The sequence below is a fragment of the Cytobacillus sp. MT66 genome (genome assembly GCF_058792595.1).
This window is the reverse complement of record NZ_JBXAFB010000003.1, coordinates 294,750-308,348: the sequence shown is the minus strand read 5'-3', so window position 1 is coordinate 308,348 and position 13,599 is coordinate 294,750. Positions and strand designations below refer to the sequence as shown.

At 42.3% G+C, this 13,599-nt stretch carries 10 protein-coding genes; all 10 read left to right on the top strand.

Annotated features, from left to right (window positions below):
• Positions 1-3 precede the first annotated feature (3 nt).
• On the top strand, positions 4-1,686 hold the full coding sequence (locus AC1Q59_RS07450) for a DAK2 domain-containing protein (protein WP_492365162.1): 1,683 nt from the start codon (positions 4-6) through the stop codon (positions 1,684-1,686).
• A gap of 82 nt (positions 1,687-1,768) precedes the next feature.
• Positions 1,769-3,823: an ATP-dependent DNA helicase RecG gene (gene recG / locus AC1Q59_RS07445; RefSeq protein ID WP_492365161.1), complete on the top strand. Its 2,055-nt coding sequence runs from the start codon at positions 1,769-1,771 to the stop codon at positions 3,821-3,823.
• 239 nt (positions 3,824-4,062) lie between these two features.
• Positions 4,063-4,644, top strand: coding sequence for a transcription factor FapR (gene fapR / locus AC1Q59_RS07440; RefSeq protein WP_492365160.1), 582 nt, complete (start codon positions 4,063-4,065; stop codon positions 4,642-4,644).
• Positions 4,645-4,648: 4 nt separating this feature from the next.
• Positions 4,649-5,632 (top strand): phosphate acyltransferase PlsX, encoded by a 984-nt coding sequence (plsX, locus tag AC1Q59_RS07435; RefSeq protein WP_492365159.1) that lies wholly within the window; start codon positions 4,649-4,651, stop codon positions 5,630-5,632.
• Between the two features lie 16 nt (positions 5,633-5,648).
• Entirely contained in the window at positions 5,649-6,596 is a 948-nt protein-coding gene (gene fabD / locus AC1Q59_RS07430; RefSeq protein WP_492365158.1) for an ACP S-malonyltransferase, read from the top strand.
• A complete protein-coding gene (gene fabG, locus AC1Q59_RS07425; RefSeq protein WP_492365157.1) occupies positions 6,593-7,336 on the top strand; it encodes a 3-oxoacyl-[acyl-carrier-protein] reductase in 744 nt (247 codons plus the stop codon). Before fabD ends, fabG begins: the two co-directional genes overlap by 4 nt.
• 106 nt (positions 7,337-7,442) lie before the next feature.
• Positions 7,443-7,676 (top strand): acyl carrier protein, encoded by a 234-nt coding sequence (locus AC1Q59_RS07420; protein ID WP_492365369.1) that lies wholly within the window; start codon positions 7,443-7,445, stop codon positions 7,674-7,676.
• A 269-nt stretch (positions 7,677-7,945) separates the two neighbouring features.
• The gene (gene rnc, locus AC1Q59_RS07415; RefSeq protein ID WP_492365156.1) at positions 7,946-8,686 is read left to right on the top strand and encodes a ribonuclease III; all 741 of its coding nucleotides are present in this window, start codon (positions 7,946-7,948) and stop codon (positions 8,684-8,686) included.
• A 33-nt stretch (positions 8,687-8,719) separates the two neighbouring features.
• Positions 8,720-12,286, top strand: a complete 3,567-nt coding sequence (smc, locus tag AC1Q59_RS07410; RefSeq protein WP_492365155.1) for a chromosome segregation protein SMC — start codon at positions 8,720-8,722, stop codon at positions 12,284-12,286.
• A gap of 249 nt (positions 12,287-12,535) precedes the next feature.
• Positions 12,536-13,546, top strand: a complete 1,011-nt coding sequence (gene ftsY, locus AC1Q59_RS07405) for a signal recognition particle-docking protein FtsY (RefSeq protein ID WP_492365154.1) — start codon at positions 12,536-12,538, stop codon at positions 13,544-13,546.
• Positions 13,547-13,599: the final 53 nt, after the last annotated feature.

Sequence of the window (13,599 nt, the reverse complement as noted above, 5' to 3'; positions counted from 1 at the left end):
CTTGTGTCGATTAAAGTTTTAGATGGAAAACGTTTTGCAGAAATGGTTATTCAAGGTGCGAATCACCTATCTGCAAATGCAAAATACGTAGACTCACTGAACGTTTTCCCAGTACCTGATGGTGATACAGGTACGAATATGAATTTATCTATGACTTCGGGTGCAAAAGAAGTTAAAAATAATGTGCAAAGCCATATTGGAAACGTATCAATGGCGCTTTCCAAGGGATTATTGATGGGTGCGCGGGGAAATTCAGGGGTTATCCTGTCCCAGCTATTCCGCGGGTTTTCAAAGGCGATTGAAAATAAAGAAGATATTACGGCAAAGGAATTTGCCGCCGCATTTAACAGCGGGATGGAAACCGCTTACAAGGCGGTAATGAAACCTGTTGAGGGTACAATCCTAACTGTGGCAAAGGATTCAGCTAAAAAGGGAGTCCAGGCTGCAGCAGCGGAAGATGATATCGTAAAAATTATGGAGGAAGTTTTAGCAGAAGCAAAGGCTTCTTTAGCACGTACGCCAGATCTTCTGCCTGTCTTAAAAGAAGTAGGTGTCGTGGACAGCGGCGGACAAGGGCTTGTTTTTGTCTATGAAGGCTTCCTTGCTGTCCTAAAGGGAGAAAAGCTTCCTGATACACCTGCTGCAATGCCGAAAATGGATGAGCTTGTAAGTGCTGAGCATCATAAAAATGTTCACAGCTTTATGAATACAGAAGATATTCAGTACGGCTATTGCACAGAGTTTATGGTTAAATTTGAAAAGGATAAACTGGCAAAAAATCCGTTCACTGAAGATCGCTTCCGGAACGATTTGAGCAGGTTTGGCGATTCCTTGCTGGTTATTTCAGATGAAGAGCTTGTCAAAGTACATATTCATTCAGAACAGCCTGGCGATTGTTTAACCTATGGGCAGCGATATGGCAGTCTGATCAATATGAAAATCGAGAATATGCGTCAGCAGCATTCAAAACTTGTCGGTGACATCGATACCCCTTTAGTTTCTGAAAAACAGCCCCCTGCTCAAGAATTAAAGGAATATGGCATTGTTACTGTTTCAATGGGAAGCGGGATTGCTGAATTATTCCGCAGCATTGGTGCTCATGCAGTGATTGAAGGCGGACAGACAATGAATCCAAGCACGGAGGATATTGTTAAAGCGATTCAGGAAGTCAATGCGAAGAAAGTTTTGATTCTGCCGAATAACAAGAATATTATTATGGCTGCTAACCAGGCTGCTGAAGTGTCGGAACTAGAAGTGGCGGTCATTCCGTCTAAAACGGTTCCGCAAGGCATGTCTGCCTTGCTTGCCTTTAATCCTGGTGCCGATTTGGCTCAAAATGAAACATCGATGACAGAAGCCCTAAGCTCTGTTAAAACTGGCCAGGTAACCTATGCGGTAAGGGATACAAGCATCGATGGCCTTGAAATTGAAAAAGGCGATTTTATGGGGATTGCTGACGGAAAAATCGTTGTAAAAAATAAAGATAAGGTACAGCTGGCAAAAGACCTGTTATCTAATATGCTCGATGAGGATTCTGAAATCCTGACCATTTTAAAGGGTGAGGATGCCACAGATGAAGAGACAGAAGCTTTAATAGAATATGCACAAAACCAATTTGCAGATGTTGAAGTTGAAGTTCATGATGGAAAACAGCCGCTGTATGCCTTCATATTTGCAGTAGAATAAAATGTACAGCATTAAAAAAGAAGGGAGCAAGAGCCCCTTCTTTTTTGGCTAATTAAATCCAACTTTTGGGAGTTAATGAACCATGAAAGTAAGACAAGACATACAACAGCCAGTCACCGTGCTAAAAGGGATTGGCGAAGAAACAGCCGAAGCGCTCGTTGAAATGAATATTCATACGGTTTGCGACCTGCTTGAGCATTTCCCTTTTCGGTATGAAGATTATCGGATGAAGGACTTAGCTGAAGTACAGCATGAGGAGAGGGTAACAGTAGAGGGAAAGGTCCATAGCGAGCCACAGCTTGCCTACTATGGCCGAAAACGGTCAAGACTGACAATCAGGGTTTTAGTTGATCGATATCTCGTTCAAGTGGTTGCATTTAATCAGCCCTATATAAAAAATAAAATATCCATCAATGATACAGTATGTGTTACAGGAAAATGGGACCAGCACAGGCAAACCATCACGGCAAGTGAAATCCGTGCAGGCTCCTGTACGAAAGAAAAAGACTTCGAGCCCGTATATGGTGTGAAAGGGAAAATAACCGTTAAAGGCATAAGAAGATTTATACAGCTTGCCTTTAACCAATTTGGTGAATTCGTTGATGAAACACTTCCTCAGAGATACATTGCCTCGTACAAACTCTTAAGCCGTAAAGAGGCTATAAGAAATATGCATTTTCCCGAAAATCAGCAAATGCTTAAACAAGCACGAAGAAGACTTGTTTATGAAGAATTCTTATATTTTCAGCTAAAGATGCAGGCATTAAGAAAGATTGTCAGAGAGCAGTCACAAGGGGGCTCTCAGGCCTATAACAATACAGAGGTAAAAAGATTTATAGCTTCATTGCCATTTCCATTAACAAATGCGCAAAAACGTGTGGTCAATGAGATTTTATCTGATATGAAATCACCCTTTAGAATGAATCGGCTTCTGCAAGGGGATGTCGGCTCCGGAAAAACGGCTGTTGCTGCCATTGCCCTTTTCGCTAGTTTTACCGCAGGCTTCCAGGGTGCATTGATGGTCCCAACCGAAATTCTTGCTGAACAGCATGCTGAATCACTGAAAGAACTGCTTGAACCCTTTGGGATCCGCTGTGAACTATTAACAAGCTCTGTCAAGGGTAAACGCCGCAGGGAGCTTTTACTAGCTTTAAAAGAGGGAGATATCCATGTGCTGATAGGAACACATGCGCTGATACAGGACGAAGTCGAATTTAAGCAGCTAGGCCTGGTCATCACAGATGAGCAGCACAGATTTGGGGTTGAACAGCGCAGGGTCCTTAGGGAAAAAGGGGAAAGCCCTGATGTTCTTTTCATGACGGCAACGCCGATTCCGCGCACGCTTTCCATCACGGTTTTTGGGGAAATGGACATGTCTATTATTGATGAAATGCCAGCTGGGAGAAAAGCCATTGAAACCTACTGGGCGAAACCGAATATGCTTGACCGGGTCCTGGGTTTTATGGAAAAGGAATTAGTTAAAGGACATCAGGCTTATGTTATTTGTCCGCTGATTGAAGAATCCGACAAGCTGGATGTACAGAATGCCATTGATGTTCATGCCCAGCTAACCCATTATTTTAATGGGCGCTATCATGTCGGCCTCATGCATGGAAGGCTGTCATCCGAGGAAAAGGATACGGTCATGAAAGCCTTTAGCGAGAATAAAAACCAGGTCCTAGTTTCGACGACAGTCGTAGAAGTAGGTGTCAATGTTCCTAACGCAACTATGATGGTCATATATGATGCGGAAAGATTTGGCCTTGCCCAGCTTCATCAGCTTAGAGGCCGGGTCGGACGGGGAAGTGCCCAGTCATTTTGTATCTTGTTAGCCGATCCAAAATCAGACGTCGGCAAAGAGCGGATGAAGATAATGACAGACACGAATGACGGCTTTGTCCTAAGCGAAAAAGACCTTGAACTCAGGGGGCCAGGAGACTTCTTTGGCAAAAAGCAAAGCGGCCTTCCGGAATTTAAAATCGCGGACATGGTCCACGACTACCGCACCCTCGAAACAGCCAGAAGCGACGCAGCCAGCCTCATCCAATCACGGGAATTCTGGGAAGCGGATGAATACCGCCATATGAGATATTATTTACAGCAATCTGGGGTGTTAGAAGGAGAAAAACTTGACTGATTGCACAGAAAGTTGATTGGAGTGGAGGGGGGCGTAGACTCCTGGGGGATCAGCGTTGAAGCGAGACCCCGCAGGAGCGTGTGCTCTGAGGAGGCCGTAAAACGCCCCCCGGAAAGCGAAGCCCTCTGGAACGGAAATCAACTGGTACCAAGTGCAAGTATTCAGCTTGCAATCTCGTTTTCTAAATTATATACTACTATTAGTACCTAGTCTTAATATCTCGAACGGTGTGATTTAAATTGAGAAGAAGCAAAAAAGAACGGCAGGAACTTCTAACAGCCACCATCAAAGAAAATCCGTTTATCACAGATGAAGAACTTGCCGAGAAATTTTCAGTCAGCGTCCAAACCATCCGCCTCGACAGGCTGGAACTATCCATTCCAGAACTGCGTGAACGAATCAAAAATGTCGCAGAAAAGAGATTCGAGGATGAGGTCAGGGCTCTACCTATTGATGAAATTATTGGAGAAATTATTGATATAGAATTAGATAAAACAGCCATTTCTATTCTTGATATTAAAGAAGAGCATGTGTTTAAGAGAAATCAAATCGCCAGAGGCCACCATCTGTTTGCCCAGGCAAATTCACTAGCCGTTGCTTTAATTAATGATGAGCTGGCATTAACCGCAAAAGCAAATATTCAGTTTACCCGCTCAGTCAGGCAAAATGAAAGAGTCATTGCCAAGGCAAGAGTTGCCAGATTTGAATCAGAAAAAGGTAGAACCATCGTTGAAGTGAATAGTTTTGTCAATAATGAACTTGTCTTCAAAGGCGAATTTGACATGTACCGTTCACAAAATATTGCAAAGAAGGATGTATAAGTGCATGAAAATAGCTATAGATGCCATGGGGGGCGACAATGCTCCGAAGGAAATTGTTCTTGGCGCAATGAAATCGGCTGAAGCGTTTAGCGATATTCATATAACCCTTGTAGGTGATGAGGCAAAAATAAAGGAATATTTAACACCGCATGATCGCATTGATATTTTACATACAGATGAAGTCATTCTGCCAACAGATGAGCCAGTAAGAGCAGTCAGGAGGAAAAAGAATTCCTCTATGGTTCTAGCTGCACAAAGTGTGGCAGACCAGAAGGCAGATGCCTGTATTTCAGCAGGCAACACAGGTGCTTTAATGGCTTCAGGTCTTTTTGTTGTTGGACGGATAGAGGGGATTGAACGTCCAGCTCTATCTCCAACTTTGCCAACTATTGACGGCAAGGGCTTTGTGCTGCTTGACGTTGGTGCAAATGCCGATGCAAAGCCAGAACATATTCTGCAGTACGCCATCATGGGGGCCATTTATGCCGAAAAGGTTCGCGGCATTGCAAATCCGAGTGTGGGCCTTCTTAATATTGGCACAGAAGAAAAAAAGGGAAATGAACTGACTAAGCATTCATTTGAATTGCTGAGCAAAGCTAACTTGAATTTCGTTGGTAATGTTGAAGCGCGTGATTTGCTTGATGGGGCAGCTGACGTTGTTGTAACAGATGGTTTTACTGGAAATATGGTCTTGAAAACAGTCGAAGGTACTGCTATGTCTGTCATGAAAATGCTGAAATCTGCATTAATGAGCGATTTGAAAAGCAAGCTCGCAGCCGCTGTGCTTAAGCCAAAATTAATGGAGCTTAAAAATAAAATGGATTATTCCGAATATGGCGGTGCTGGATTATTTGGATTGAAGGCACCAGTCATTAAAGCGCACGGATCTTCTGATGCGAATGCCATTTTCAGTGCGGTTAAACAAACGAGGAACATGGTAGAACATCAAGTTTCACAAACAATAAAGGAAACCATTGAGAAAAATTAGCGAAGGGGGATTTGATATGGGGAAAATCGCATTTATCTTTCCTGGACAAGGGTCGCAGACTGTTGGCATGGGCAAATCACTTGCAGATGCGGAAGAATCAGTAATGGCTTTATTTAATAGGGCGGATGAAAGATTAGGCTTATCTCTTTCTAACATTATTTTTGAAGGACCGCAGGAGGAATTGACCCAAACCTATAACGCCCAGCCTGCTTTGCTGACGACTAGCCTGGCGATTCTAGAGTTTTTTAAGCAATCAGGGATAAATCCTGATTACGTTGCAGGACATAGTCTTGGCGAATATACCGCTCTAGTTGCTGCAGGCGCCTTTTCATTTGAAGATGGGGTTTACGCAGTAAGAAAAAGAGGCGAGTATATGGAGGCTGCCGTGCCAAATGGCGAAGGGACGATGGCCGCTGTTTTAGGTCTTGACCGCGACAAACTTCGCAGTGTTACAGATGAAGTAACAGCTGAAGGGCATTCTGTCCAGTTAGCCAATTTAAATTGCCCTGGACAAATTGTTATCTCTGGAACTGTAAAAGGCGTGGAATTGGCTTCGGAAAGAGCAAAGGAAGCAGGAGCAAAGCGTGTATTGCCATTAGTTGTCAGCGGTCCATTCCATTCAGAGCTTATGAAGCCTGCTGCTGATAAATTTAGCGCTGTTCTTAACGATATTGAAGTAAAGGATTCAGGAGTCCCAGTCATTGCCAATGTATCAGCCAGTGAAATTTCCTCTGCTGAAGAAATTAAACAAAAGTTAATTGAACAGCTTTATTCCCCTGTTTTATGGGAGGATTCTGTCCGCAGAATGATTGAACTTGGCGTGGACATATTTGTTGAAATCGGACCTGGAAAAGTGCTTTCAGGCTTAGTGAAAAAAATCGATAGAAAAGTAAAGACCTATTCGGTTTCAGACAAGGAGACTTGTTTGGAAGTGATGGAATCCTTAAAGGAGGAAATTCAATGAGACTTGTTGGTAAGGCAGCCCTTGTAACAGGAGCGTCCCGCGGCATTGGAAGAGAAATCGCCCTTGAGTTAGCCAGACAGGGAGCAGATATTGCTGTAAACTATTCCGGCAGTGAAGAAAGAGCCAACAGCGTTGTGGCTGAAATAAAGGAAATGGGAAGAAACGCCATTGCTATTCAATGCGACGTGTCCAATAGTGATTCAGTTGCCAATATGGTAAAAGAAACGACTGAAGCACTTGGCAAGCTCGATATTCTTGTGAATAATGCGGGAATTACAAAAGATAATCTATTAATGAGAATGAAAGAAAATGAATGGGATGATGTAATTAATATCAACCTAAAAGGTGTATTCCTGTGCACAAAAGCAGTAACCAGACAAATGATGAAGCAAAGAAGCGGAAGAATCATTAATATTGCTTCAATCGTTGGAGTCAGCGGCAACGCGGGACAGGCAAATTATGTAGCAGCTAAATCTGGTGTTATCGGATTAACTAAAACAGCAGCCAAAGAGCTTGCTTCCCGAGGAATTACAGTCAATGCGATTGCTCCAGGGTTTATCACAACAGATATGACAGATAAACTAAATGAAGAAACGAAGGACCTAATGCTGAAACAAATTCCATTAGCACACTTCGGCGAGCCTTCAGATATTGCAAAGGTAGTTGTATTCCTAGCATCTGAGGAAAGCCGCTATATGACCGGCCAGACCCTTCATGTTGATGGCGGCATGGTTATGTAAAGAAACTAGATTCGGAAATCTTTAAAAGGATTTGCCAATTTAGTTAAAAAGAGCATTTATTATTTGCTATAAATACTCTATAATGTCTTGAGGGGAGGTGAAAAGATTGGCAGAAGTATTAGAACGCGTAACAAAGATTATCGTTGACCGTTTAGGTGTTGAAGAATCTGAAGTAACTTTAGAGGCTTCATTTAAAGATGATCTTGGCGCTGATTCCCTTGATGTAGTAGAATTAGTAATGGAATTAGAAGATGAGTTTGATTTGGAAATCTCTGATGATGATGCTGAAAAAATCGCTACTGTTGGTGATGCTGTAAATTACATAAAGGCGAAGCAATAATTAAAGAGAACCATAATCTTTTTCAGTGGGGGTTTTTACCCTCACTGTATTTGAATCTCCAAGGTATTTTTTGTCCGTTATTACCTGACATATTTGTCAGGTGGTTACGGACAGAAAGTACAACACCAAAAAGCTCCGTTTTAAAACGGGGCTTTCTTGTGTGAGGACGAATGTAAACAAATCGCTAAATCTTCATGCTTTAGGGAACTTTAATAAAGAATTTAAAATCTTAGTATCTAAAAGATCTATACAATAAAGGTGAGACAAGCATGTACATGAGTGGAAAAGAAAAGGACCGGAAAACAAATCGTCTGATTGATAAAAACTTTAAAGAATTTCAAAAGAAGATTGGAATCGAATTCAGCAATGAAAAGCTGCTTAAACAAGCATTTACTCATTCCTCGTATGTAAACGAACATCGGAGAAAGCCAAGCGAAGATAATGAAAGGCTTGAGTTTCTCGGTGATGCAGTTCTTGAATTAACCGTATCTAAATTTCTCTACTTAAAATACCCTATGATGAGTGAGGGGGAACTGACAAAATTAAGAGCAGCCATTGTTTGTGAACCATCACTCGTTTCGTTTGCCAATGAGTTGTCCTTTGGAGGGATAGTCCTCCTTGGAAAGGGAGAAGAAATGACTGGGGGAAGAGAAAGACCAGCTCTTCTTGCAGATGTGTTTGAGGCATTCATTGGCGCCTTATACTTAGACCAGGGACTTGAAACGGTAATAAGGTTCCTCGAAAAAGTGGTGTTTCCAAAAATAGATGCAGGAGCTTTTTCACATCTGATGGATTTTAAAAGCCAGCTGCAGGAATTGGTTCAGCGTGATGGATCTGGGCTGATTGAATATAAAATATTACTGGAAAAAGGCCCTGCCCATAATCGGGAATTTGTTTCCAGGGTTTCCATGAATGGCCGGGAGTTAGGCACAGGAACTGGACGATCGAAGAAAGAAGCAGAACAGCATGCCGCCCAAATGGCTCTAGAATATTTAAAGGGGCAAATGTAAACAGCATGAAAAGCATGAAGAGGGGGACCAGCAGTGTATTTAAAACGGTTGGATGTTGTTGGATTTAAATCGTTTGCTGAGCGAATCACCGTTGATTTTGTTCAAGGCGTTACTGCTGTAGTAGGTCCGAATGGAAGCGGAAAAAGCAATATAACCGATGCCATCCGCTGGGTATTGGGAGAACAGTCAGCCAAGTCTTTGCGAGGAGCAAAAATGGAAGATATCATCTTTTCTGGAAGCGAATCCAGAAAGCCGCTGAACTTTGCTGAAGTCACGTTGACTTTAGATAATGAGGACCAGAGACTGCCAATTGAATATAATGAAATCAGTGTGACAAGAAGGGTTTTTCGATCTGGAGAAAGTGACTTTTTAATAAATAAGCAGGCCTGCCGATTGAAAGATATTATTGATTTGTTTATGGACTCTGGCCTGGGCAGAGAGGCATTCTCCATTATAAGCCAGGGAAGGGTAGAGGAAATCCTTAATAGCAAGGCTGAAGAGCGCAGAACGATTTTTGAAGAAGCTGCAGGTGTATTAAAATATAAAACGAGGAAAAAAAAGGCAGAGGGAAAGCTGTTTGAAACCCAGGAAAATCTGAATCGGGTCAGTGATATCGTTCATGAGCTTGAAAGTCAGGTTGAGCCTTTGAAAATTCAGGCATCAATTGCCAAGGATTATTTAGCACAGAAAGAAGAGCTTGAAAAAATCGAAGTAGCATTAACAGTGTATGAAATAGAGGATTTACACGCGCACTGGGAGCAGCTGTCCAAAGACCTGGAAAAACAAAAAGAAAATGAAATCAAACATTCTGCACAACTGCAGAACAAAGAAGCTAAAATCGAGCAAATGAGAGACCATGCAGCAGCACTTGATGAATCTATCAGCGATTTACAGGATGTCTTGCTGCGCGCCAGCGAGGAGCTTGAGAAGCTTGAAGGCAGAAAAGAAGTTCTAAAAGAAAGAAAAAAGCATGCTTCCAAAAATAAGGAACAGCTGCAAAAAAGCCTTGAGGAACATGCAATAAGAAATGAGACCCTTCATTCTGCAAAAGAAGAACAGCAAGCGTTAAAAGATAAATTGGAAAATGAAGCAAATGATCTAAAAAAACAGCTTGCAGAAAAACAAAAGCAATTAACGCTGTTAAATGAAAACAGCGAAGAAAAGCTTGAATCTTTGAAAAGTGAATATATTGAAATTCTTAACCAGCAGGCAGCAGCTAAAAATGAGTGGCAAAATATTGAGCAGCAGCTAAAAACCCTGGAATATAGAAGTGCTAAAATTGAACAGGAAAATGTCAGTTATCTCAATGAAAGAAAAGCAATTGAGGAGAAGAAGCAATCCATTGCTGGTCTCCTTCAGGCTGTACAGGTGGAATTAGACAAGCATATTCACACATACAGAGAAGAGCAGAGACGTCTGGAAAGCACAAAAGAAAATTATCAAAAACAGGAAACAACACTTTATCAAGCCTACCAATACGTGCAAAAGGCAAAGTCGCGCCAGGAAATGCTTGAGGAACTGGAAGACGATTACTCTGGCTTTTTCCAGGGGGTTAAAGAAGTCTTAAAAGCACGCGGAGCAAAACTGCAGGGGATTGAAGGGGCAGTTGCAGAACTAATTAATGTTCCGAAAGAGTATGAAACAGCGATTGAAACAGCCCTTGGCGGTGCCATGCAGCATATCATTGTGCAGACAGAAGAGGATGGAAGAAACGCTATAAGCTATTTAAAGAAAAACTCTTTTGGACGCGCGACGTTTTTGCCGCTGTCTGTTATAAAAGGAAAAAGTCTAAGTTCAAGCCAGCTGCAAGCTATTAAGGGTCACCCATCTTTTATTGATGCGGCAGTGAATATCATTCAATTTCATAATAAGTACCATGCGACAATGAGCAATCTGCTTGGTACGGTTATTATTGCCCGCGATTTAAAAGGGGCAAACGAAATGGCCAAGGTTTTGCAATATCGCGTCAAGCTTGTGACCCTTGAAGGGGATATTGTCAATCCAGGCGGTTCAATGACTGGTGGCACAGTCAAGCAAAAAATGTCTTCAATCTTAAGCCGAAAAAGCGAGCTGGAAGAATTGAAGACAAGAATTTCTGATATGGACAAAAAGACATATGCCATGGAAGCCCAGGTGAGATCACTAAAAGCTGATATCCAGTCCATGGAAAAGAACCTTGAAAACCTTAGAAAAACAGGTGAGGAACTTCGCCTTAAAGAGCAATCGATCAAGGGGGACCTTCGTGAGGTTGAATTTGAGGAGAAGGGCTTAAATGACAGACTGTCTTTGTATGATGCTGAGAAAGAGCAATTCTCTGAAGACCGCGAAAGATTAAATGCAAAAAATCTGGAGCTTCAATCGATGCTCGAAAACTTTAAAGAGAAAATTGCCAGCCTTGATCTTGAGATCTCACAAATGACCGAAAGAAAAAATCTTAATCAAACATCTAAGGACGCACTTTTTTCAGAGATAAATGAGCTGAAAGTCCGCTATGCTTCAAAAAGTGAACAATATAATCATGCCAATGATAAGCTTGAAACAACTCTGGAGGACTTGCAGGCAAACAAAGAAAAGCTGGAACTGATTGAAGAAGACCTTTCTCTGCTTTCTTCAGAAATGGTCAGCAGCGATTCAGGCGAAATGCAGTTAGAGGAAGCTGCCCGCAGAAAGCTTGAAGATAAACAGGAAACAGTCAGCCTTATTTCTTCAAGAAGAGATGAGCGTATGAAGCTGCAGACAGCTCTAGAGGATTTAGAGCTTGAAGCCAAAGAGATGAAACGGCTTCATAAAGGGATGACAGAGGGTTTAAAGGACTTAGAGGTGAAGATTAACCGGCTGGATGTTGAGCTGGAAAATCGCTTAAACCGCCTAAGGGAGGAATATCTCCTTTCGTTCGAAGCAGCTAAAGAAGCATACCCATTAACCATTCCTCCAGAGGAAGCGAGGAGGAAGGTCAAACTTATCAAGCTATCTATTGATGAGCTGGGCACGGTCAATCTTGGAGCTATTGATGAATATGAACGGGTATCTGAACGATATGAGTTCCTTCTTGAACAAAAAAACGATTTATTGGAAGCCAAGGATACGTTATTCCAGGTCATTGATGAAATGGATACAGAAATGAAGCGGAGATTCGAAGAAACTTTTGAAGGTATTCGCTTTCATTTTGAAGCTGTTTTCCGCTCTCTATTTGGCGGGGGAAAAGCAGATCTAAAGCTAACGAATCCGGAAGATTTATTAAATACAGGAGTCGAGATTGTTGCACAGCCGCCGGGCAAAAAACTGCAGAACCTCGGTTTGTTATCAGGCGGGGAGCGGGCATTAACAGCGATAGCCCTCTTATTTTCCATATTAAAAGTCCGTCCGGTTCCATTCTGTATTTTAGATGAGGTTGAAGCAGCACTTGACGAAGCGAATGTATCACGCTTCAGCCAATACTTAAAGAGATTCAGCGCTGAAACACAATTTATTGTCATCACACACCGAAAAGGCACAATGGAAGAAGCCGATGTGCTATATGGAGTAACCATGCAAGAATCAGGCGTATCCAAACTCGTTTCCGTCCGTCTCGAAGAAACAAAGGAATTAATTACACAATAGGCTGCGTTAAAAGTTAAAGTAAACTTAACTATAAGTTGATCTTCGCTGCAGGCACGTAGACTCCTGGGGGATCAGCGTTGAAGTCAGACCCCGCAGGAGCGAATGCGACGAGGAGGCTCACAAAATGCCCTAGGTGCGCGAAGTGCCTGGAGTGGAAATCAACTGGCCGCGTAACTGCACAGTAAAATCGCTTGGGCCATGTTTGGCCTGGGCTATATACATATGACCTATTAGCAAGGAAGTGAAATCATGAGCTTTTTTAAAAAGTTAAAGGAAAAAATAACAAAGCAAACCGACACCGTTACTGAAAAATTTAAAACAGGCCTCTCAAAAACCCGCGATAACTTTTCAAGCAAAGTGAACGATCTTGTTGCAAGATACCGCAAAGTGGACGAGGAGTTTTTTGAAGAGCTCGAGGAAATTTTAATTCAGGCAGACGTCGGGTTTGATACAGTAATGGAGCTTGTAGAAGAATTAAGAATGGAAGTCAAGCGCAAGAATATTCAGGACCCGCGTGATGTCCAAAGCGTAATCTCTGAAAAGCTTGTAGAAATTTATCAGCAAGGCGAAGATTCATCTGCTGAGCTGAACATTCAGCCAGACTCATTAACTGTGATTCTTTTTGTTGGTGTTAATGGCGTTGGAAAAACAACAACAATCGGCAAGCTTGCCCATAAGTTTAAGAGTGAAGGAAAACAGGTTCTGCTGGCTGCGGGGGATACGTTCCGTGCTGGAGCCATTGAACAGCTTGAAGTGTGGGGAGAACGAGTCGGCGTCGAAGTAATTAAACAGGGAGCAGGCTCCGATCCTGCTGCTGTTATGTATGATGCTATTCAGGCAGCAAAATCCAGAAAAACAGAAATTCTTATCTGTGATACTGCAGGCCGTCTGCAGAATAAAGTGAATCTTATGAAGGAATTAGAAAAGGTTAAAAGGGTTATCGAACGTGAGGTTCCGGGTGCGCCGCATGAGGTATTATTAGTGCTTGATGCCACAACTGGACAAAATGCCATGATCCAGGCTAAGACATTCAAAGAGGCTACAGACGTAAGCGGAATCGTTCTGACAAAACTGGACGGGACCGCAAAAGGCGGAATTGTTCTGGCCATCAAAAAGGAATTGGATATTCCGGTCAAATTTGTTGGCCTTGGCGAAAAAATGGATGATCTGCAGGCATTCAATGCTGAACAATATGTCTATGGGCTATTCGCTGATATTGTAGAGATGGAAGCAGCAGAAGAAGAGAATGATGAGCAATAAAAACAGCTGGAGATTTTCTCCAGCTGTTTTTTTTATGACAGAACCTTTTTTCG

Excerpts from the sequence above, each read along its gene's own strand:
- recG (WP_492365161.1), top strand. The coding sequence starts at position 1,769 with ATGAAAGTAAGACAAGACATACAACAGCCAGTCACCGTGCTAAAAGGG.
- plsX (WP_492365159.1), top strand. The coding sequence starts at position 4,649 with ATGAAAATAGCTATAGATGCCATGGGGGGCGACAATGCTCCGAAGGAA.
- fabD (WP_492365158.1), top strand. The coding sequence starts at position 5,649 with ATGGGGAAAATCGCATTTATCTTTCCTGGACAAGGGTCGCAGACTGTT.
- fabG (WP_492365157.1), top strand. The coding sequence starts at position 6,593 with ATGAGACTTGTTGGTAAGGCAGCCCTTGTAACAGGAGCGTCCCGCGGC.
- rnc (WP_492365156.1), top strand. The coding sequence starts at position 7,946 with ATGTACATGAGTGGAAAAGAAAAGGACCGGAAAACAAATCGTCTGATT.
- ftsY (WP_492365154.1), top strand. The coding sequence starts at position 12,536 with ATGAGCTTTTTTAAAAAGTTAAAGGAAAAAATAACAAAGCAAACCGAC.